Below are 20,982 nucleotides of genomic sequence, written 5' to 3' on the forward strand. Positions count from 1 at the left end.
CTGACGTATGGAATCCTTCGGCTGGGCAACCCTCTACCCGGAAATACTGCTGCTGATCTCGGCCTGCGTGATCGCGCTGGTCGACCTGCGGGTGACTGACAAGAACCGCTCGCTTACCTATTGCCTGACCTTGCTCGCCATCGGCGCGGCGTCGCTCGTCGCCGGCATCCAGGCCGCGAGCGGCACCACGCAATACGGCTTCTCGAACATGGCGGTCAACGACCCCATGGGCAACTGGCTCAAGTGCTTCTCCGGCATCGCCATGATGGTCACGCTGGTCTACGGCCGGCCCTATGCGGCCGACCGCGACATGACCCGTGGGGGTGAACTGTTCACGCTGGGCATGTTCAGCCTGCTGGGCATGTTCGTGATGATCTCGGGCAACAACTTCCTGGTCATCTACCTGGGCCTCGAACTGCTGACGCTGTCGAGCTACGCCCTGGTGGCGCTGCGCCGTGACCACGGCAGCTCGACCGAAGCCGCGATGAAGTACTTCGTGCTTGGCGCGATGGCCAGCGGTTTCCTGCTTTATGGCCTGTCGATGCTCTACGGTGCGACCGGTTCGCTGGACATCGGGCAGGTCATCAAGGCCGTGTCGTCGGGCCAGATCCGTCACCAGGTGCTGGTGTTCGGCCTGGTATTCATCGTCGCCGGCCTGGCGTTCAAGCTGGGTGTAGCGCCGTTCCACATGTGGGTGCCCGACGTCTATCAGGGCGCGCCTACGGCCGTAACGCTGATCATTGGTGGCGCCAGCAAGTTCGCTGCTTTCGCCATGCTGATGCGCCTTTTGGTCGAAGGCCTGCTTCCCCTCGCGTTCGACTGGCAGCAGATGCTGGCGGTGATGGCCGTGGTATCGCTGCTGGTGGGTAACCTGGGCGCCATCGCCCAGACCAACTTCAAGCGGCTGCTGGCTTACTCCACCATCTCGCAGATGGCCTTCGTGCTGCTCGGCCTGATGTCGGGCGTGATCAACGGCAATGCTTCTTCTGCCTACAACGCCTATAGCTCGTCGATGTTCTACATCGTCACCTATGTTCTGACCACCCTCGCGGGCTTCGGTGTCATCCTGATGCTGGCCAAGGAAGGCTTCGAGAGCGAAGAGATATCCGACCTCGCCGGCCTGGCCAAGCGCAGCCCGCTGGGCGCGGCAGTCCTGGCGGTCTGCATGTTCTCGATGGCAGGCCTGCCGCCGCTGGTCGGTTTCTACGCCAAGCTGTCGGTGCTGCAGGCGCTGATCACCTCGGGCTTGCCGATGTACGTCGGCCTGGCGGTGTTTGCGGTCGTCATGTCGCTGATCGGTGCGTTCTTCTATATCCGCATCGTCAAGGTCATGTACTTTGACGCGCCCACGCACCCGGTATTGGCGGCTGCGCCTGCCGATGTACGTATCGTGCTTGCGATCAACGGCGCGCTTGTGCTGCTGCTGGGCCTGTTCCCGAGCGGCCTGATGAAGCTCTGCGCCGACGCCATCGTGCGTACGCTGGGTTCCTGATACCAATCCCGGCGTGGCCCAGCATTTTTCGGTCTGGTTGGTATTGCTCGTCGCCGTACTTGCGGCCAACCTGCCTTTCGTGTCCGAGCGTTTCATCGGCATGCTGCCGCTGAAGAGCGGCACCAAACCGGCCGCCATCCGCATGGCCGAACTGGTGCTGCTGTATTTCGTGGCAGGTGGCCTGGGCTTGTGGCTCGAACAGCGGGCCGGGCAGATCGCGCCGCAAGGCTGGGAGTTCTATGCGGTTACCGGTGCGGTGTTCGTGACGCTGGCGTTTCCGGGTTTCGTCTGGCGTTACCTGCTGCGCCGGCCTGACGTCCATCGGGCGCCAGCATGACGGTCGATTCCCACCTGGCCGAGCGCCGGGTTTCCGGCGAAAAGCTGTTCCAGGGCAAGTTCCTGGAAGCCTGGCGCGACACGGTCGAACTTCCGGATGGCCGCCACGCCACCCGCGAATATGTAGTCCATCCGGGTGCCGTGGTCATCGTCCCCATCATCGACACGCCCAACGGCATCAGGCTGGTTCTGGAGCGGCAATACCGCTACCCGGTGGAGCAGGTGATGGTCGAGTTTCCGGCCGGCAAGCTCGATGCCGGCGAACGCATCTTCGATTGCGCGCGCCGAGAACTCCTCGAAGAAACCGGCTACCGTGCCGCTGAGTGGGCACGGGCCGGCGCCATGCATCCGGTTATCAGCTATTCGACTGAATTCATCGACATCTGGTTCGCCCGGGGCCTGACGGCGGGTGACCGGGCGCTCGACGAAGGCGAGTTTCTCGACGTGTTCCTGGCATCGCCGGACGAACTGATGGACCTCTGCCGCGACGGCCGCCTGACCGATGCCAAGACCATGAGCTGCATGCTCTGGTTGCAGAACGTGTTGTCCGGCGCCTGGCCTCTGCAGTGGCGCACCGAAGCTGCATGCGATGCCGAGGAAGCCCCACGTCCGGCTGTCGATGGCCTGCGTGGGAAAATGGGCGGGTGAAAGTACTCGACCTCCATTGCGGTGCCGGCCATGCCTTCGAGGGTTGGTTCGGCTCCGAAGACGACTTCCAGTCGCAGATCGGCCGCGGCCTGGTCGAATGTCCGATGTGTGGAGATCGGCAGATCACCAAGATGCTGTCGGCACCGAGGTTGAATCTTGGCCATTCACGCGCAGAAGAGAAAACCGGTCACCAGGCCGAGATCGGCGCACCGTCGGAAGCGCCTGTCGCGCCGGCCATATCCCCAGAGCTCGCCCGCATGCGTTCCGTCTGGTGGCGGGCTGCGCGTGAGGTCGTCCAGAACACCGAGGACGTCGGAACCCGCTTTGCCGAAGAGGCGCGCCGCATTCACCACGGAGACGCCGCTGACCGGGGAATTCGCGGCCGGGCGTCCGGTGAAGAAGTGCGGCAGTTGGTGGAAGAGGGCGTTCCCATACTGCCGCTACCCGACGCACTCGGTGAAACCCTGCAATAAGGCGTGATGGCGATGTTCGATCAGTGGCAAGGCGTATTGGTGGGGGGGATTTCTCTGGTGGTGACCGCGTTGGTCGCGCGCTGGGTGCGTCGGCGTTTCGATGCCAGGCTGGCCAAAAAACGCGAGGCCGCAAAACCGGCGGCCAGCCGTCAGGTGCGCAGGTCGCAGGCACGTCGGCAGCGCTGACAGTCCTGCTTTCAGGACGGCAGATGCGCTTCCGCTTGTCCTACATCATCTTCAGTGCGCACCGACCTGCGTAGCTCTAGTGGCTTCCTAAAGTTGAATCACCGGCAGGCAATCGGGCCTGCTTCATTCAAAGAGTCAAAGGAAACGCCATGAACAAGCATCAAGTCGAAGGCCGTGTGGACCAAGCCAAGGGCGCTGTCAAGGAAGCCGCTGGCAGGGCCGTGGGCAATGACCGTCTGCAAGGCGAAGGCATGGCCGACAAGGCCGCCGGCAAGACCCAGGCGAACTACGGTGACGCCAAGGAAAAGGTCAAGGATTCTGCCAAGAAGACCATCGACAAGCTCTGACCAGAAGAGCCAGCATGTGCATCGGCAGTGAGGGCATATCGCCCCAACGTCCGACAAACCCCGACAGCCTTTCGGTGAACAACAGAAACCCGCTGCGGGGTTTTGTCGTGGCAAACCGAGCCCGTCAGCCCCAACCCAGCCAATTGCAGCGCCGGGCCGAGCGGCCCATGGCGCAGCGAGAGTCACGCGCATCCTGACCTGCCGTCGAGCGGGCAGCAGCCGAGGAGATCCAAACATGTCCTTTCCCTACCGATTCCGTCGCTCGGCGTACGCCGCCCGTTTTCTGACAGCAGGCGTGGTGATAGCCGGCAGCACCGTGATGCTGGCTGGTTGCGAAAAGGCGCAAAGTCCGGCACCGACCACGGTCGGTGAAAAACTTGACTCCGCGATCGACAAGACCAAGGCAGTCGCATCGGACGTCAAGGTCGAAGCCAGGACCGCGATCGCCGATGCCCAGCGGCGTGTGGAGCAGGACGGACCGAAGGTACAGGACCGCGCACAGAATGCCGCCACCACCGCTGGCCGGGTGATAGACGATGTGGCCATCACCGCCCAGATTTCGACCGGACTGGCTAGTGATGCAGAGCTGAGCGCCCTGAAGATCGACGTCGATACGAAAGACGGCGCGGTCATCCTTCGGGGCCCGGCGCCGTCGGCGGCCGCGCGTGAACGTGCGGGCTCGGTGGCGCGCGGCATCAGCGGCGTGGTTTCGGTTGACAACCAGCTTGTCGTAAAGGCGGGGTGAAATGAACGCCACCCACTTCGCACCGGCAACGGCTGAGGGTCTCTGGAACAGTTTTACCGGCCGCTGCAATGCAATCTTCAACAGCTTGCAGGTGTGGCGCGGCACGTCCTTGTTGGTTTTGGGCGAAGCTTTTGGCGATGCGTACGACGCGGCGAAGGCGGGCAAGGCCGCCAGGGTGGTGGAGCGGCTGAGCCGGCTGAATCCCGCGCTCCGGGTGGTTAGCCAGTGCGCCACCGGTCAGGACCTCATGACAGCAGGCAGGCTGGCTGCCGATTACGGTCGGCGCAGTTTCGATGCAGCCCTGGTCTTCGTCGGCCCCGCACAGCTGCATGGTCTCGACTCAGGGCAGAATTTTGCAGACGCTGCCGATCAAGCGCTACTTACCATCGCGCGGTCGTCACAACGCTCATTTCTTGTGGCCGCGCTCGGCGTGCAAGATGCCTCGGGTCTGCCTGAATCCGCCATTCTGGCCCGCCGTCGCCGCTGGCTGGAGCGCACCTTGCAGGATTCGTGTGCCCGCAATGGGGTGGAATGGGTGCCGCTGCTGGAAGAAGAAGGCTCGGTCGTTTCCGCAAACCTGGCGTCACAAAACTTTTCGGTGGACGGCTTCCGGCCGGTTAACGATCCACACGAAATGTGGACCGCCCGCATGCTCGAACGCCCTGCGCTGGCTCAATTGGTGTTTCACTGACGTTTTACCGAAACCTCGGGGCGCCGATGGGTAGGATGCGACGATGACGCAAGACATCGCCACCTCCCTCATTCACCATCCGTATCTGCCGCCGGCGGACTTCGACGCACCACAGCCGGGTGTCCACAAGGCTTCTACCGTTTTCTTTCCAAACGTTGCCGCACTGGAGGCGCGCGAGTGGAGGGACAAATCCGGCTACACCTACGGACTGCATGGGACACCCACCACGTTCATCCTGGAAGAGCGCCTGGCGACCCTCGAAGGCGGCCTGCAGTGCCTGCTGGTACCCAGCGGCCTCGCGGCCATCGCCTGTGTGTCGCTGGCCCTGCTGAAGACTGGCGACGAAGTTCTGTTGCCCGACAACGTGTATGGCCCCAGCAAGGCATTGGCCGACGCCGAACTAGCCTCCATGGGCATCGGCTGCAAGTTGTACGACGCCATGGATCCGGCTTCACTGCAGGCAGCCTTGTCTGCGCGCACCGCCCTGGTCTGGCTCGAAGCTGCCGGCTCGGTCACCATGGAATTTCCCGACCTGCCGACGCTTGCCGGCATCTGCCGGCAACACGGCGCCGTCAGCGCACTCGACAACACGTGGGGCGCTGGCCTGGCATTCGACCCGTTCGACCTGGACGGGCAGGGCGCCGGCGTGGACCTTTCGATCCACGCCCTCACCAAATACCCCAGCGGCGGCGGCGATGTGCTGATGGGCAGCATCGTGACCCGCGACGAGCCGCTGCACATGCGCCTGAAGATGTGCCACATGCGGCTGGGTTTCGGCGTAGCTGCCAACGATGCCGAACTGGTGCTCAGGGCGCTGCCCAGCGTTTCGCTGCGCTACGCGGCGCAGGATGCGGCTGCGCGCAGCCTGGCACGATGGCTGGACGAGCGGGACGAGGTTTCCAAGGTCCTGCACCCGGCGCTGGCCGGTTCGCCCGGCCATGAGCACTGGCTGAGCCTGTGTGGCCAGCGCGACCGGGCGGCGGGCATCTTTTCCATCGTGCTGGATGCCAGATACAGCCGTTCGGAGGTGCATGCCTTCTGCGATGCGTTGCGACTGTTCCGCATCGGATATTCATGGGGCGGGCCCATCAGCCTGGTCGTGCCATATGACATTTCGACGATGCGCGACCCCTCGGTGTCACATTGGCCGCATCAGGGTCATCTGGTGCGACTTTGCATCGGCCTGGAGGCGGTGGAAGACCTCCGATTGGACTTGATCCACGCGCTGGCTACACTGCCCCCTGCGCGCTGACTTGCAGTGCGTGCGGCCAACAGGCCGTGCTTTTCGATAACCAGCATGTGTCCCGGGGCACATGACAACAGGAAGACCGCGTGGCTACACCAAATTATGGATACGAGAAGCGTCAGAAGGAACTTGCGAAGAAGCGCAAGAAGGAAGACAAGTTGAAGGCCAAGGCCGAACGCAAGGTCTACGGCCCCGGGGAAACCGACCCGGATGCCAGCGTTTCCGACGGCGGCAACGCTGAAGACCCCAGCGCCCCGAAAACCGAATAATCCGGATTTACGTCTTTCCGCAGCTCAGCGCTTGAGCAGCGGGACCAGGTCCGGCCACACGTTGTCCAGCATGCGCGGATGCGCGCTGGCCAAGGGATGGATGCGGTCGGGCTGGAAATTGTTCTCGGCGTCCGGCACATCTGCCACGCCGCGCAGCAGAAATGGCGCCACCGCGCAACCCGTCTTCTTCGCCACGGTCGGGAAGACACCGGAAAACTTCTGCATGTAGTCGCCGCCGTAGTTGGGCGGCACCTGAATCCCCACCAGCAACACCTTCGCCTTGACGGCCTGCGCAGCCCTGACCATCGCTGTCAGGTTGTCGATCGTGCCCTGCAGCGGCAGGCCTCGGAGGGCGTCGTTTCCGCCCAGCTCGATCACCACCACGTCGGGGCGATGCTGGGCAAGCAAGGGGGCCAGCCGGGCGCGCCCGCCAGAGGTGGTGTCGCCGCTGATGCTGGCGTTGATCACGGTGGCGGTGATGTTCTGTTCGGCCAGACGTTTCTGCATCAGTGCCACCCAGCCGAAACCGCGTGCCAGGCCATATTCGGCGCTGAGCGAATCGCCCACCACCAGAACCTTCTGCGGCTCGGCATTCTTCGTGCTTTTTGCCGGCTGAGCCATGGCGGGCAAACCCGACGCCATGGCCAGGATGGCGCCAGCGCCAATCGCGATACAGTCTCTACGCTTCACTTCACAAGGCCTTTCATGACAGAGCCGGTCACCGCGCCCGCACCGATCATCGCGGTGGAACATCTCACCAAAACCGTTGCCGACGCGACCGGCTCCCTGGACATTCTCCGGTATATCGATTTCCGTCTGTACCCGAAGGAAACGGCTGCCATCGTCGGCGCTTCCGGATCGGGCAAAAGCACCTTGCTGTCCATCGTCGCCGGACTCGATACACCCAGCCAGGGCACGGTGCGTCTGGCTGGCGAAGACATCTTTGCCATGGACGAAGACAGCCGTGCTGCATTGCGCGCCCGCAAGATCGGTTTCGTTTTCCAGAGCTTCCAGCTGATGGCCGGCCTGACCGCCCTCGAAAATGTCATGCTGCCGCTGGAACTCACCGGCGTGCGTGATGCTCGCCGCGCCGCGACCGACATGCTCGGACGGGTCGGCCTGGGCCAGCGGCTCGGCCACTACCCGCGCGTGATGTCGGGCGGCGAGCAGCAACGGGTGGCGCTGGCCCGGGCCTTCGTGGTGCAGCCGGCCGTGCTGCTGGCCGACGAGCCCACCGGCAGCCTGGACTTCGCCACCGGCGAAAAGGTGATGGAACTGATGTTCGAGCTGAACCGCGAACGCGGCACCACGCTCGTGCTTGTGACACACGACCGGGCCATCGCCGAGCGCTGCGAACGACGCATCGAGATCGAGGCCGGGGCACTGCGCGAGGTTCACTGACATGGCGGCGGCTGACCTTGCCGGAAGTGCTTCGGGACCGCTTTTCAGGCAGGTGGTCGAAAAGCTGCGCCAGGAGATCCTGCACGGCGTGCATCCGGTCGGGCAGAACCTGCCGACCGAAGCAGAACTGTCGGCCCGTTTCGGCCTCAGCCGCCACACCATCCGGGAAGCCCTGCGGGAGCTTCGGCTGGCCGGCCTGGTCACCTCGCGGCGCGGGTCGGGCACCACGGTGGCGAGGCAGGGCGGCGGCCAGTACTACCTGCATGAAAACGGATCGCTCGAAGACATTCTTCAGTACGTCACGTCGGCGCGCTGGGACTACACCACGCAGGTCGAAAGCATCGACGCCGAGCGCGCCGAATTGCTCGAAAGCACCGAAGGCCAGCGCTGGATGCGGCTCGAGGGTTGCCGTTTTTCAGGCACCGACCCCAAACCCGTCTACTGGACGCAGGCCTACATCCACAGCGACTTCGCAGGCGTGGCCCGCCTGCATGATCGTCGCAACGTGCCTTTCTACGAGCTGATGGAAGACATGTACGGTGTCTCCATCGGAGGTGTCGAACAGGTCATCCGGGGCCGCAAGGTGCCGCCGGAAGTCGCCACCTTGCTGGGCCTGCGCAAGGGCAGCACGGTCATCGAGATGGTGCGCAGCTACCGGCTGACCGACGGCCGGCTGGTGGAGGTGTCGACCAACCTGCACCCCATCGACGGCTTCAGCCTGGCCATGAAACTGAGCCGCCGCGCCAGCTAGTCGCGCCGGAATTTTTTCAGGCCACCATTGGTGCCCGCTGGAGATGGAAGTCGGTCACCTCCTGGTAGGCCACGCCGGCGCGGAACAACAGGGGTTCCTGCCACCAGGCGGCTTCCAGTTGCATGCCGATGGGCAGCCCGCCAGCCGTCAGGCCGACCGGCACCGACAGGCCCGGCAATGAACCCATGCTGCCCGCATATGTGTTGCGGGTGACGGCCCTGGTCGCTTCCAGCAGGCTGGCACCATCGTCGATGGGTGGCGCCGCCACCGGCGAGGTGGGCGACAGCAGAATGTCGACCTGCGCGAACAGCTGGCGCAGCATCACCCGGTAGCGGGTACGAAAGGCCATCGCCTCTGCGTATTCGACGCCGGTCACCGCCAGGCCGTTGCGCATGCGCTCGACCACGGCGGCGGTGATGGTCTCGGGGCGTTTCGTCAGCTGTTCGTGGAACACATGGCAGACGTCCGAGAAAACCGAGCGGCTGAGGTGCACATGGGCTTCGGAAGCCATCGGCACATCGACATCCACCAGCAGCGCGCCGGCCCGCTCGAGCTGACCCGCAGCAGCCATCACCGCCTCGGCCACGCCCGGTTCGCAGCCCTCGAAATAGAAGCTGCGCGGAATGCCGATGCGCCGCCCGACGATGCCGTCGCCCAGCGTCGGCAGGAAGTTGCCCATGGGCGCATCCACCGTGCTCGGGTCCAGCATGTCATAACCTGCGATCACCGCGAAGATGCGCGCCACGTCACCCACGCTACGGGCCAGCGGGCCAACCGTGTCGTTGTGTTCGCTGACCGGCACCACGCCGCGGATGGGCACCCGGCCGAAGGTCGGCCGCAGGCCCGAAACCCCGTTGAAGGAGGCCGGCAGCCGCACCGATCCGCCGGTGTCGGTGCCGAGCGAGCCGACGCACATGTCGGCCGCCACGCTCACCGCCGAACCGCCGCTCGATCCGCCCGGAATGCGCGAGGTGTCCCAGGGATTGCGGCATTGCCCGCCGATCGCGCTGAAGGAGCGGGAGCCGAACGCCAGCTCAGCCATGTTGGCCTTGCCCATCAGCACCGCGCCGGCCTTGCGCAGGCGTTGGATCACCGGTGCGTCGCATGGGGCCAGGTTGTCCGCCAGGAAGGCTGCGCCGGCGGTGGTCGGTTCGCCGGCGATGTCGATGTTGTCCTTCACGCTGATCGTCATGCCATGCAGCAGGCCCAGGCTTTCGCCGCGGGCGGCTGCGGCGTCGGCCCGGTGCGCATCCTGCAGGGCCGCCTCACGGCGGATGGCGATCAGCGCATTCAGCTGCGGGTTGATTTTCTCGGCCTGGGCCAGATGGGTTTCGACCAGTTGAACGGCGGTGAGCGTCATGGTTGTCGTGAGAGTGGAGTGGTTAAAGGGGAGGCGCGGCCGGCACGCCGTTGCCGGCGCATGGCGCGGTGCGTCAAAAGCGACATCACGATGCCCAGCAGGCAGAGCGCGGCGAGTACCGCGAAGGCGACCTGGCAGCCAGAGACGAAGCGGTGGATATCCAGCGGCGACGCTTGCGAAAGCCGGCCTTCGTACACCGCCCGCTGGCCCTCGGGCGGCAGTTGTGAAATGGCGATGCTGGTGGCCAGTGCGGCGCCCACCACCAGGCCGGTGTTCTGCAGCGTCGAGCGCACCGCATTGGCGATGCCCCTGCGGCGAGCCGGCACGCTGACCATGATTCCGCTGTTGTTGGCGGTGAGGAACAGCCCGGTGCCCACGCCGACCAGCGACAGCGCGGCTGCCAGCGTCGGCCGCGTCACCTGCGGGCTCAGCAGCAAGGCCAGCGCCAGCAGTCCCAGCATGACCAGCAACAGTCCGGCGGTGGACAGCGACAGCGCGCTGAAGCGGTTCAGCAGGCGCCCGGTCAGTGGTGCGGTGAGCATCATGCCGACCGGCACGAACGCCACGCCCAGGCCGGCCTGGAAGGCGTCGAGGTTCTGCACGCCCTGCAGGAACAGGGCGATCAGCAGCAGGCTCGAGGTCTGCCCCATGCAGATCAGCAGCACCGACGCATAGGCGGTGGCCCGTTCGCGGTCGGCGAACAGCCCCAGGTCGATCAGGGGATCACGCCGCAGCCGCTGGGTGACCACGAAGACGCCGAAGCCCAGCGCCGCCGCCAGGCCTGCCAGCAGCACCGGCCGGCTGGACCAGCCCATCGGCCCGCTCATCGACAGGGCATAGACCAGGCAACCCAGCCACAGCATGGCGAGCAGCGCACCCGGCAGGTCGAATCGTTCGGCCGTGTGGCCGTTCGAATGGTCCGGCCGCAGGATGGCGCGTGCCCGGACCAGCGCGTACACGCCGATCGGCAGGTTCAGCAGAAACACCGCACGCCAGCCCAGCAGGTGCACCACCGCACCGCCCAGCATCGGCCCGAAACTCTGCGCGGCCGCCGACAGCGTGGCATTGAGTCCCAGCCCCATGCCCAGCTGGCGCGGAGTGAACGCATCCGTCAGCAGGGCGGTGGTGTTGGTGATGACCGCGGCCGCGCCGATCGCCTGCAGGCAGCGGAACACCAGCATCGTCTCGACATTGGGCGACAGGCCGCAGGCCAGGCTGGAAAACGTCAGCACGGCCAGTCCGCCCAGGTACAGCCGGCGCCTGCCGAACATGTCGGCCAGCCGGCCGAACACCGGTATCAGCACCGTGGTGACCAGCATGTACGACAGCAGCACCCAGCTGGCCTGCATCGAGCTGGCGCCCAGGTCGTGGGCGACCACCGGCAAGGCGACCGTGAGGGTGCTGGCATTGACGAAACACAGCATCACGCCCAATGCGGTGACCGACAGCACCCGCCAGCCGTAGCGGTCTTCGGCGGCCGGCGTGGCTGGCTCAGACACGGGCCAACGCCGCCTCCACCATGGCGGGGCGGCGCAGGTGGTGCCTGGTCACCGCCTGGTAATGCGCGCCCAGGGCCAGCACCCGGCTATCGGACCAGCGTGGCGCCACCAGCTGCATGCCGACCGGCAGGCCGTTGCCGGCAAAACCGCATGGCACCGACAGGGCCGGCGTGCCGGCCAGCGCCCATGCGTAGGTGTAACGCGAAATCTGCCGGGTGGTCTCCAGCATCTTCACGGTGTCGATGCGCAGCGGCGCGGTGACCGGGCAGGTCGGCGTCAGGATCACATCCACCTCGGTGAACGTGTGTTCCAGCTGCCGCAGCCAGCGTTCCTTGAAACGCATGCCCGCCGCGTATTCCGGCCCGGTCACCGCCTGGCCGACCCGCATGCGCGCCAGCACGTCTGCGCCGAAGACCTCGGGCTGGTGCGTCAGTCGTTCGGCGTGCACCGATGCGGCGTCGGCATGCACCATGGGCATCAGCTGCGACTGCGCCTGTTCGGCCCCGGGCAGGTGGATGTCGAAGACGTCGGCGCCCATGCCCTTGAGCACCTCGATGGCCTCGCGGATGCGCAGTTCGACATCGGGTTCCAGTGCGGTCAGTGCCCAGTGCGCCGGCACGCCGATTCGCAGGCCCTTCACACCCTTGGCATACGCATGTTCCCAGCTGTCCACCGGACGGTCGACGGTGCAGTCGTCGCCGGTGTCCCAGCCGGAAATGACCTCGTGCGCCCAGGCCACCTCTGCCACGGTGCGGGCCAGCGGGCCGATGGTGTCGTAGGCCGCGCTGACCGGAAAGCAGCCGGTGTTGGGCACCCGTCCGTGGGTAGGCCGCAACCCGGCGACGCCGTTGAGTGCCGCCGGTATGCGGATGGAGCCGCCGGTGTCGGTGCCCAGCGAAATATCGTTCATGCCGGCCGCCACCGAAGAGCCCGAGCCACCGCTCGAACCACCCGGAATCGCATCCACATTCCAGGGGTTGCCGCCCAGGCCGTGGTGCGGGTTCTGGGTGGTGCCGCCGAAGGCGAATTCATGCAGGTTGGCCTTGCCGACGATGACCGCGCCGGCCGCGCGAAACCGCCGCACCACCGGTGCATCGGTGGTCGGCACATGGTCGCGGAAGAAGGCCGAACCCATGGTGGTGGTCCAGCCCGCCGTGTCGATGTTGTCCTTCAGGCTGACCGTGCGGCCGCCCACGCCCGGCAAGGGCGCATGCGCCAGGCGTGCCGCTACCGCCTGCGCCTCTTGCAGTGCCTGCGGGTTGAAAGAAATCATGCTGTTCAGCTGTGGGTTCAGTGCCTGGCCGACAGCGAGCTGGCGACGCGTGTGTTCGACGATGTCGTGGTTCATGGCTCGGTCCTCCATCAGCCGATGCTGATCGGCGTCAGGTCCTGGAACCACGACTGGGCCTGCACGAAACCCTTCACCTTGGGGCTCAGCGCACGCGGGTTCAGGTCGTGGGCGGCAAACAGGAAAAGTGCCCGGTCGACCACCTGGCCGTGTACCTGTCCCAGCAATACATCCTGTTTGGCCGGGTTGGTCTCGGTCTGGATCTGGGTGAAGACCTTGTCCAGTTCCGGATCGCTGAAGCGGCTCCAGTTCACGCCGACCGGTGCGGCCATATTGGTCTGCAGGCTGCGGGCAAAGGCGCGGAATGGGTCGAAGGCACCCTGCGAAATGTTCAGTGCCATGCAGCCGCGCGTGCTGGGTGCTCCTGCCCCGGCGCGCCAGGCCTCGATCAGCGCCTGCCATTCGAACACCTCGAACTCCACCTCGATACCGATCTCGCGCAGGTTCTGCTGAATGAATTCGTTCATCGCCAGCGGCTGCATCTGTCCGGAGCCGCTGCTGGAGATGGCCACCTTGGTCTTCAGCGGTTTCTGCGGCGAATAACCGGCTTCGGCCATCAACTTCTTCGCGGACGCCGGGTCGTGGGTCAGCTTGAATGTGGGTTTGCCATACCAGGGATGGCCGGCCGGCACGATGCCCTGGCCCTCGACCATCAGGCCGCCGAGAAGGTCCTTGAGCCCCGCCCGATCGATTCCGAGGTTCGCCGCCTTGCGGACGCGGATGTCAGTCCAGGGCGAGCCGGGAATCTGCGCCAGCGACCAGGTCCAGTTGTGCGGATAGATGTTGGTGACGATCTTGAAGCCCGCGTCCCGCAGGGACTGCACCGCATCGGGTGCCGGCGCCTCGATGAAATCCACTTGGCCGGATCGAAGCGCGGCGATGCGGGCGGAGGCATCCGGGATCGGCAGCAGAACCAGCTTTGCAGCCTTTGGCACCCGCTTCCTGTCCCAGTAGGCGTCGTTGCGCACCAGCACCGCGCGCTCACGCTGGCTATAGCTTTCCAGTTTCCAGGGGCCGGTGCCGACCGCCTTATTCTGGAACAGCACCCAGTCCTTGCCCGAAGCCTCCCAGGCCGCCTTGTGCACGATGCCCATCCAGGTCATGGCATAGGGCAGGGTGCCGTCGATGGTGGCGGTCTCGACCCAGAAAGTGCTGGGGCCGAGCGCGCCCCAGGCGACGATGCCCGGAATCTGCGGCAAGGCCTGGCTGGCAGCCCGTTGGTCGAACCAGGGCGCATCGCGCTTGAAGGCCCGGTCGAAACTGAAGACCACATCGTCCGCCACCAGCGTGTGGCCGTCGTGGAACTTCACGCCGTCGCGCAAGGTGAAGATCCAGCGCTTCGGATTGGCCGCATCCACCTTCCAGGCGGTTGCCAGGTTGGGCATCAGGCCGGCTGGTTTGTCCGACCGTGACAAGTCCCATGACACCAGCTGGTCGAACAGCGTGATGCCCATGAACCGGGCGCCTTCGCCGCCCTGGTCCGGAATGCCATTGGCAGATGGCACCGCACCGACCGTCATGCCCACCCGCAGGATGCCCGAGGGGGTTTGCGCATTCGCCAGGTCCAGGCCAAGCAGGGACGTGCCGAAAGTGGCGGCGCCGGCCATGAGTGCATCGCGTCGGTTCAGTGAGATCGGCATGTCGGGATCCGCTGGGGCAGGAGTGGAGGATGAAAGTTGTCCATGCAACTTGCGGGCCAAGCAGAACGCACGAGTCCGTGGAAGCCGGCCTGTACTGCCGCGATAATCCCCACCCTATGTCTACTCCTAAAGTGCTGTTCGGCTTTCATGCCGTCGGCGTGCGCATCAAGACTGCGCCGGCCTCGGTCATCGAGGTGTATTTCGATTCTTCCCGGCGTGATGCACGCATGCGGCAGTTCACCGACCGAGCCCGCGAGGCCGGTGTGCGGCTGCTGGAGGCCGACGGCCTGCGGCTGGCCAAGCTGGCGGGCAGCCACGGACACCAGGGTGTCGCGGCCCGGGTGCACGACATCCCGCAGGCCCGTTCGCTGGACGAGCTGCTGGAAAACCTGGAAGCCACCGAGGGCGCCGAGCCCCCGCTGCTGCTGGTGCTGGACGGCGTGACCGACCCGCACAACCTGGGTGCCTGCCTGCGGGTGGCCGACGGCGCGGGCGCGCATGCGGTCATCGCGCCGAAGGACCATGCGGCGGGTATCAACGCCACGGTGGCGAAGGTGGCGAGCGGTGCGGCGGAAACAGTGCCGTACTTCATGGTCACCAACCTGGCGCGCACCTTGAACGAGTTGAAGGAACGCAATATCTGGTGCATTGGCACGAGCGACGATGCGCCGGGCACCCTGTACCAGAGCGATTTGAAGGGGCCGGTGGCACTGGTGCTGGGGGCGGAGGGTGATGGGATGCGGCAGTTGACTCGCAAGACCTGTGACCAGCTGATTTCGATTCCTATGTCTGGTGCGGTGGAAAGTTTGAATGTGTCGGTGGCGAGCGGGGTTTGTTTGTATGAGGCTCGGCGACAGCGGTTGATTTGAATGTTTTTGGAATTGGGTTGAGTTAATAAAAAACGACGGTTATGCCGTCGTTTTTTATTTCAGCAATATTAATGCGAACTCGATTGATGGATGGGGTCTGTGCGGCGCACTTGGGTGTGGTTGATCTGAAATCTTTATACCCAATAGCTTTGGGGCTTATCATCATCGGTGTGTTTGCCTAATTTCCCTCTGAATGAACCAATCTGACATTCAGCTTGTCATCAAGGAAATCGTAGTCGCCTGCGACGTGATGAACACCGCCTTTCACAAGGTCCGCAAACCATGCGGAACCATCGCGGTGCATATCGGACGTCCAGTAGAATCGATTATTGGCATTGATGTCCGGGAAGATTTTTGTATTTGCCGTGTTCGTTAACGAGAAATCTCCGGCGATGGTTTTTATCTCAGCTCGAGTGGGGATGCGCCACATGCCATCGTGCAAATTCCATTTGAGTGATTTTTGTGCTGCAAAGAAGCCCATTTTTTTTGCGGCGCCAGAACATTTTTCATTCTTGGTGTAAGTCTGACCAACGCTGCAGCGTTTCCAGCGCAAGCCGGTGTCTTTATCGAACGCCGTATCGTTGTTCATGATAAATCGTTCGGAGCCAGCAGAGCCTGCGGCGGATGCATTTGGCATGTCGCATAGAACTGAGAGGCACAAAAAAAATATTGCGCGCATCTTATAAACCACTTGATGACCAATGCGGCTTGTCGGTTCCTGGGCCGTTGTATTTGATTACGCCGTATGTCGCGCCGACTTCATGGAGGTCGGTATTCATACGATCCTTGGGTGATGTGGTGATGGTTTTAATGGTGCCATCCTTTTGTGTTATCGATAGATCTCCCTTCCAATTTATTCGCATGTCTACAGCTAGCCCGATAGTGTGCTGAGAATGCCATGCGGGTTTCGTTCGCAAGCCATCGATGTTGAATCCTGTTGACATTTCGCTAGCGGCCTTGATGGATTTTTCGTCATCTCCATGGTCCCATTCGATATTGACGCCTTGTTGTGACGGGACACCTTGCGGTTTTTGTTCTTTTCGTTTGATTAGGTAGCAGAAACGCATCATGTAAGCGCGCTCGACTGGACGAAATGTTTCTGCTATGTGTGTGGTTGCACCAGCCTTTTTTAATGCGTCCAGAAAGCCTATGAAATTGACTTTAAATGGCTCTTCGAGGTCGTCCAAACTTGCACTTCCCGGAAAGCTTGCGCACCATGCGACGCCACTCAGGATTTTGGGTGAATTAACAGGCACAAGTATCGGCGTTACATCGGCCGCCGGAGTCGAGGGATGATGCGTTGGTGACGTCGCCATAATAAGGTGCTTCCAGTTGTGCGGTAAAAGGGGTGTCGTTTTCGACGATTTCTGTCAGCCCGGATGAATTGGTCAGGCCTTGGTATTCAGTATTCGTACTCAACAAAATGCGATAGGGTGTATTCGCCAGCGGCTCACCGGTCGTCTGGTTCTTTAACTCAAACTGGAGTGAGTGCGGCAGGCCGTGACAAATTTTCTGACCCTTTCGCATATTGATGAATTGGCGAAACGGTGGTGGCAGCAACCCCAGTGTCTCAACCCGGTCGTCTACATAAACCTGCGGAGGCCGGCTGCTCACGGCCAGCGCATGGAGCTTGGGTGGCACCGGGCATTTGCAAATGACCAGGTCGCCATCCAGAACCTCTTCGGCTCCCCAAACGGTCGGCCGGTACGGCCCTCCGGCTTTTGCGATGAAACCTTCTGATTGACAGGTGGCGCACCAGACCTTGCCGCCCATCAAAGCCTTCGCTACTCCGTTGACGTATGACCTGCAGTCGTTTGGCAACACTGCTCCGCCTGAATACGGCGGGTCGCCGACAAGAACGACGTTACGTTCCATATGTGGCGATCGGATGTTTTACAAGGTACGTTTCCCCATCGATTTCCATGGCTTGCATCTTTCAAGTGTCGAACAAATAACGAGTTCGCACTGTAGATGCCGCTGCCGGCGCGCCGGAATATTATTTTGTTGGAAAGTTTTTCAAAAGATGCTAAATAATTTGAATATCTCTTCTGGAGATAATCAGCTATCGAATTTGGATATATCGGCACCAGCCAAGCCAAAGCCCGCGCACGACACGCCCCATTCATCCATCATGGAATGCAGCCTTGCCGCAGGGCTGCAATCAGGCTTTACCGCGCAGCCGCCACCGCCGCACCCAGATCCAGAACCGCCATAGCGTAATAACTCGACCAGTTGTACCGGGTAATCACATAGAAATTCTCGGTGCCGGCCACCAAACTCGGTGCGTCATCTCCGTTTTGCAATTCAACCAACGCCAGCGGGCCGGCATGCTGCAAGGCCACCCCTTCCAGCACGGCGCCTTTCGCCATGAAGGCGGCAGGACTGAAAGTCGGCAGGATGTCCGGCGCCAGCAGGCCATCCAGGTCCAGCCGGCCGGCATCGAAGGAAACCGGATAAACCGCCGGCATGCCGGTCTTCCAGCCGTAGCCCTTGAAGTCGCTCGCCACCGAACCAATGGCGTCGTCGGGACTGTTGAACAGGTCGATCCGCCCGTCACCGTCGAAGTCGATGGCCCAGCGACCCCAACTCGACGGCATGAACTGCGGCAGGCACATGGCGTCGGCGTAGCTGCCCCGGGCAGTGTCGGCGTCGAGCGTGCCGCCGTTTACGGTTCTTGGTGAATACTGTGGGTACCCAGACGTCGTCTTCCATCGACAGTTCGATGAACCAGCGAAAGAGAAAGTTGTACTGGACCTGCTCCAACCACTGCAGCTCCGAGCGAACGCTGAAGAGCACCTGCAGCAGCATCGTGCTCAGAAGCTTTTGCGGGGCCACGCTGTGATGCCCGCCTTTGACGTCGGATTCGTACATACCAGCAAACCAGTGCTGCATGCGTGCCACGCCGCATTGGTCATCCTGCGGATCGCCCGCAGCGGATGCGAAGCCGGCACGAAGTCATCAAGCCGGCGGGTGCTGAACAAGCTCTCGGAGAAGGTATATGCGCCGCGCATGGAGTTGAGAAGTAAGCCTGCCGTCTACTCGCAGGAAGCGCGCCAAGTGGGTGGTATTTCAGCAGCCTTCTAACCGCGCGCTTTATTTCAAATAGGAGGTGACCGGTAATACATGGCCAACATCAATTTCAGTGCGGCGGCATCGGCCAATATTCACGCCGTCCATATTCTGAGAGAGTAAGGTATGTGGAATTATGGCCGCATTGGCATCATGCGCCTGACTAATTTCTATATCGCCCATCACTGTATCTCTTAGCCACCAGACTGCGGATTAGGCCGCCTAGTGGCCAGACCAACCCACATTTGAGCTTCGAGCTCTCTGAATTTGGCGTAGGCAGTGCGCGATTGCAAATCTGTTTGGCTTTTAAAGTAAATATAACCTGCGGCAGTAGTTAAGGTTGTTGTTTTTTTGATTTCGCGACCTTTTGAAAAATTGACGTCTATGCTATAGAAATCGGCGATTTGCTTAAATTGATCTAATTGGATATCAGCTTCTAGTTTAATGTCGATCGGCGACACAAAGTAAGCCTTGAGAACTACGTCATGATGATTTCGGGAACGGATAAAACGTTCGCCCTTGAGTAATTTTGCTAGGCAACTTATTTGACTTGCATTTGACGCCTCTTCAATTGCATACACGTCCAGGCTCCCATGTAATCTGGGATTTATCTCAATGATAGTCGGTATATGATGATCGATTTTTATCTCACAATGCGCCGGCCCAAAACGATGCCCCGTAGCATCAAGGACTTTTTTCACATATGCGTACGCAATCTCAGCTTCTGGCGAAGACAGGTCAATTGTCTCCGCAAAGAGTGGGTATGGCGTTCTTGATTCAGACCGATGCATTTTCCATACAGAGATTAAATGGTGTTCGTCATCGATACTTACTGTATCGATCATGAACTCTTGGCCGTAGATGAAGCCCTGAATCACTGCGTATTCATTTCTAGCCCCATAGACATTCTTTGTGTTTAGGATTTCTTTAACGGCCTGTTTTAATTCATTTGCATTATTACAAATGGAAACGAGATCAACCCCGGCACTTTTGGGCGGCTTTGCGACAATCGGAAACGCAAAAGTTCTGATGTGTGCATCGAGGGTTTCGATGTTTTCGATTTTTGAGCATTGGGGTGCGTTTAACCCGGCTCTTGCTATCGCCCTTATCATTTCGTATTTGTCAACCCGGTCGTCGGAAGTCGTGTTGCTGTTGGTATATTTTGCATTCAACGTCTGCCCTAATCGATCTGCTAATGGAGCAACTGGGTCTTGCCCGGGGAGTATGCTCAGTATTTCATATTTAGTGCTTAGATCCCGCAGGCCGGCCTCATCGCTTGCTAGTGTGTTGCTAAGAAAATTTGACTGTACAAACTCACGATAAAATCGCGGGTGCATCTCTGTATTGGATTGAATATGTGCGCACTTGATGTTATGTTTGCGCAGTACGTCTGCGTAGTGCCTCGCTGTGGACATTGCATCAAGAATGACTACTATTGATTGCTTTGATTCGATCATGATTTGCGGCTTGTTGGTGTTGCTTTGCTTGGATTGCGTGGCTGCCGATTAAAATTAGACATGCTCCAATAAAGATGGCCATCATGCAGAAGATCCAAATATTTTCAAATCCCTGCGCGACGGTTATTGCTGCAATGAAAAGAGGCGTGGTGACTGCAGCCGAATTCCATGCTGCAGCTGATACTCCAAAATACATTCCCGACTTTTGGCCCCTTGCTCTTTTCATTATTTGGACGTTAATAAAGGGAAATAATATAATTTCTCCAATGGTCCAAGTTATTGTTGATACGACGAGCAAAATAAATGTTGTTCCGATATACAAGAGGAAAAATCCTGTTATCAATAACATTGTTCCGGTTATAACGATGGTGGTACCCGAAACGTGAGCGAGTTTGCGGCTGATCGGTATTTGAAGCAAAACAACTATTGCCGCGTTTATGGTGAATTGGATGCCGAAACTTGTGGTTGATCCGCTATAGGCGGTCAGCACCTGCGTCCCAAGACCGAAGTATAGGGCGTGGTATGCAATCGCTATGAAGATCACACCAATTTCGAAAATTAGGAACTGAATGTCTCGAAATGGTGATTTTCCGACTGCTGATGGGGTTTTGCCGTAGGCTTTTGTTTTTTTAATACCGGAGAAAGTTTTGTGAATTATGGCGGCCGCTCCTAGCGAACAAGCTGCGTCGAAGAGAAAGACTAAATTGAATTTATAAGCAGCAAGTAGGCCGCACAGAATCCCTGCTACAGCGGCCCCCAAGTTGTTGCCAACGCGGACTAAAGCTTGGGCGGGTAATCTTTCGTGCTCGTCTGTCGTTTCGAGAAGCAGCCTTTGACCTAGAACATTTGCGCCGCTGTCAAAGATGCCTGCGCTCGCTAGGAGAATGGCTAGGGTCGTTCGATTTTGTACTATTGCTAGTAAACTAAGGGTCGCTGCTGATCCAATAAATGCGACTATTGCAAAACCTTTGGGGGATTTGTCGGCTAAGTAGCCTAGTATTAGCGCTCCGACTAATAGGCCGCCCCCGTAGAATGACATAATTCCTGCTGCTTGGGAGACGGTAAGGTTGTGCTCTCCGACGAGATATATCGGAAAGAACATTTTTGTCATTGCGCCTAGACGATTGACGAAAAGTGCCATGCATATAGCGATAG

Annotated in this window: 23 protein-coding genes and 2 pseudogenes; 13 read left to right on the forward strand and 12 right to left on the reverse strand. The window is 61.0% G+C overall.

Annotated features, from left to right (window positions below):
- Positions 1-7: 7 nt before the first annotated feature.
- The 10 genes from nuoN (at position 8) to AC3ANW_RS09425 (ending at position 6,433) form a co-directional block, all read left to right on the forward strand.
- A complete protein-coding gene (gene nuoN, locus AC3ANW_RS09380; RefSeq protein ID WP_488344904.1) occupies positions 8-1,492 on the forward strand; it encodes an NADH-quinone oxidoreductase subunit NuoN in 1,485 nt (494 codons plus the stop codon).
- A 13-nt stretch (positions 1,493-1,505) separates the two neighbouring features.
- Complete coding sequence (locus AC3ANW_RS09385; RefSeq protein ID WP_488344905.1) at positions 1,506-1,829, forward strand: DUF2818 family protein; 324 nt, start codon at positions 1,506-1,508, stop codon at positions 1,827-1,829.
- Entirely contained in the window at positions 1,826-2,476 is a 651-nt protein-coding gene (locus AC3ANW_RS09390) for an NUDIX domain-containing protein (RefSeq protein ID WP_488344906.1), read from the forward strand. Before AC3ANW_RS09385 ends, AC3ANW_RS09390 begins: the two co-directional genes overlap by 4 nt.
- A complete protein-coding gene (locus AC3ANW_RS09395) occupies positions 2,473-2,949 on the forward strand; it encodes a DUF1178 family protein (RefSeq protein WP_488344907.1) in 477 nt (158 codons plus the stop codon). The genes AC3ANW_RS09390 and AC3ANW_RS09395 overlap by 4 nt, the downstream gene beginning before the upstream one ends.
- Positions 2,950-2,955: 6 nt before the next feature.
- Positions 2,956-3,135 carry a hypothetical protein gene (locus AC3ANW_RS09400; RefSeq protein ID WP_488344908.1) on the forward strand — a complete coding sequence of 60 codons (180 nt, stop codon included), beginning with the start codon at positions 2,956-2,958 and terminating at the stop codon, positions 3,133-3,135.
- Positions 3,136-3,284: 149 nt separating this feature from the next.
- Positions 3,285-3,482 carry a CsbD family protein gene (locus AC3ANW_RS09405; protein WP_488344909.1) on the forward strand — a complete coding sequence of 66 codons (198 nt, stop codon included), beginning with the start codon at positions 3,285-3,287 and terminating at the stop codon, positions 3,480-3,482.
- 235 nt (positions 3,483-3,717) lie between these two features.
- On the forward strand, positions 3,718-4,227 hold the full coding sequence (locus tag AC3ANW_RS09410; protein ID WP_488344910.1) for a BON domain-containing protein: 510 nt from the start codon (positions 3,718-3,720) through the stop codon (positions 4,225-4,227).
- Between the two features lies 1 nt (position 4,228).
- Positions 4,229-4,918: a hypothetical protein gene (locus AC3ANW_RS09415; protein ID WP_488344911.1), complete on the forward strand. Its 690-nt coding sequence runs from the start codon at positions 4,229-4,231 to the stop codon at positions 4,916-4,918.
- Between the two features lie 43 nt (positions 4,919-4,961).
- Entirely contained in the window at positions 4,962-6,170 is a 1,209-nt protein-coding gene (locus AC3ANW_RS09420) for a PLP-dependent transferase (protein ID WP_488344912.1), read from the forward strand.
- A gap of 80 nt (positions 6,171-6,250) precedes the next feature.
- Entirely contained in the window at positions 6,251-6,433 is a 183-nt protein-coding gene (locus tag AC3ANW_RS09425; protein WP_488344913.1) for a hypothetical protein, read from the forward strand.
- A 24-nt stretch (positions 6,434-6,457) separates the two neighbouring features.
- Here the strand turns inward: AC3ANW_RS09425 and AC3ANW_RS09430 are convergent, their stop codons facing one another.
- On the reverse strand, positions 6,458-7,075 hold the full coding sequence (locus tag AC3ANW_RS09430) for an arylesterase (protein WP_488345391.1): 618 nt from the start codon (positions 7,073-7,075) through the stop codon (positions 6,458-6,460).
- A gap of 63 nt (positions 7,076-7,138) precedes the next feature.
- Between AC3ANW_RS09430 and AC3ANW_RS09435 the strand changes: the two genes are divergently transcribed.
- Together AC3ANW_RS09435 and AC3ANW_RS09440 are read left to right on the forward strand one after the other, a co-directional pair.
- A complete protein-coding gene (locus AC3ANW_RS09435; RefSeq protein WP_488344914.1) occupies positions 7,139-7,834 on the forward strand; it encodes an ABC transporter ATP-binding protein in 696 nt (231 codons plus the stop codon).
- Position 7,835: 1 nt separating this feature from the next.
- Positions 7,836-8,585, forward strand: a complete 750-nt coding sequence (locus AC3ANW_RS09440; protein ID WP_488344915.1) for a GntR family transcriptional regulator — start codon at positions 7,836-7,838, stop codon at positions 8,583-8,585.
- A 16-nt stretch (positions 8,586-8,601) separates the two neighbouring features.
- On the opposite strand, the gene AC3ANW_RS09445 is transcribed toward AC3ANW_RS09440, so the two are convergent.
- Genes AC3ANW_RS09445 through AC3ANW_RS09460 form a run of 4 tightly spaced genes read right to left on the reverse strand, consistent with a single transcriptional unit; the run spans position 8,602 to position 14,432 of the window.
- Complete coding sequence (locus AC3ANW_RS09445; RefSeq protein WP_488344916.1) at positions 8,602-9,945, reverse strand: amidase; 1,344 nt, start codon at positions 9,943-9,945, stop codon at positions 8,602-8,604.
- Positions 9,942-11,444, reverse strand: coding sequence for a DHA2 family efflux MFS transporter permease subunit (locus AC3ANW_RS09450; RefSeq protein WP_488344917.1), 1,503 nt, complete (start codon positions 11,442-11,444; stop codon positions 9,942-9,944). The genes AC3ANW_RS09445 and AC3ANW_RS09450 overlap by 4 nt, the downstream gene beginning before the upstream one ends.
- Positions 11,437-12,792: an amidase gene (locus AC3ANW_RS09455; protein ID WP_488344918.1), complete on the reverse strand. Its 1,356-nt coding sequence runs from the start codon at positions 12,790-12,792 to the stop codon at positions 11,437-11,439. Before AC3ANW_RS09455 ends, AC3ANW_RS09450 begins: the two co-directional genes overlap by 8 nt.
- A 14-nt stretch (positions 12,793-12,806) precedes the next feature.
- Positions 12,807-14,432 carry an ABC transporter substrate-binding protein gene (locus AC3ANW_RS09460; protein WP_488344919.1) on the reverse strand — a complete coding sequence of 542 codons (1,626 nt, stop codon included), beginning with the start codon at positions 14,430-14,432 and terminating at the stop codon, positions 12,807-12,809.
- A gap of 116 nt (positions 14,433-14,548) precedes the next feature.
- Between AC3ANW_RS09460 and rlmB the strand changes: the two genes are divergently transcribed.
- On the forward strand, positions 14,549-15,301 hold the full coding sequence (gene rlmB / locus AC3ANW_RS09465) for a 23S rRNA (guanosine(2251)-2'-O)-methyltransferase RlmB (protein ID WP_488344920.1): 753 nt from the start codon (positions 14,549-14,551) through the stop codon (positions 15,299-15,301).
- A 178-nt stretch (positions 15,302-15,479) separates the two neighbouring features.
- Here the strand turns inward: rlmB and AC3ANW_RS09470 are convergent, their stop codons facing one another.
- The 7 genes and pseudogenes from AC3ANW_RS09470 to AC3ANW_RS09500 form a co-directional block, all read right to left on the reverse strand.
- A complete protein-coding gene (locus AC3ANW_RS09470; RefSeq protein ID WP_488344921.1) occupies positions 15,480-15,890 on the reverse strand; it encodes an Lcl domain-containing protein in 411 nt (136 codons plus the stop codon).
- Between the two features lie 91 nt (positions 15,891-15,981).
- On the reverse strand, positions 15,982-16,488 hold the full coding sequence (locus tag AC3ANW_RS09475) for a hypothetical protein (protein ID WP_488344922.1): 507 nt from the start codon (positions 16,486-16,488) through the stop codon (positions 15,982-15,984).
- Positions 16,489-16,546: 58 nt separating this feature from the next.
- Positions 16,547-17,176, reverse strand: a complete 630-nt coding sequence (locus AC3ANW_RS09480; RefSeq protein ID WP_488344923.1) for a PAAR domain-containing protein — start codon at positions 17,174-17,176, stop codon at positions 16,547-16,549.
- 293 nt (positions 17,177-17,469) lie between these two features.
- Positions 17,470-17,943: pseudogene (locus AC3ANW_RS09485) on the reverse strand (lytic murein transglycosylase); the annotation flags it as partial.
- 19 nt (positions 17,944-17,962) lie between these two features.
- A pseudogene (locus AC3ANW_RS09490) lies at positions 17,963-18,312 on the reverse strand (transposase); the annotation flags it as partial.
- A gap of 252 nt (positions 18,313-18,564) precedes the next feature.
- On the reverse strand, positions 18,565-19,827 hold the full coding sequence (locus tag AC3ANW_RS09495; protein ID WP_488344924.1) for an ATP-grasp domain-containing protein: 1,263 nt from the start codon (positions 19,825-19,827) through the stop codon (positions 18,565-18,567).
- Positions 19,790-20,968, reverse strand: coding sequence for an MFS transporter (locus AC3ANW_RS09500; RefSeq protein ID WP_488344925.1), 1,179 nt, complete (start codon positions 20,966-20,968; stop codon positions 19,790-19,792). Before AC3ANW_RS09500 ends, AC3ANW_RS09495 begins: the two co-directional genes overlap by 38 nt.
- Positions 20,969-20,982 lie beyond the last annotated feature (14 nt).

This window comes from Xylophilus sp. PBN-3R (assembly GCF_057747805.1).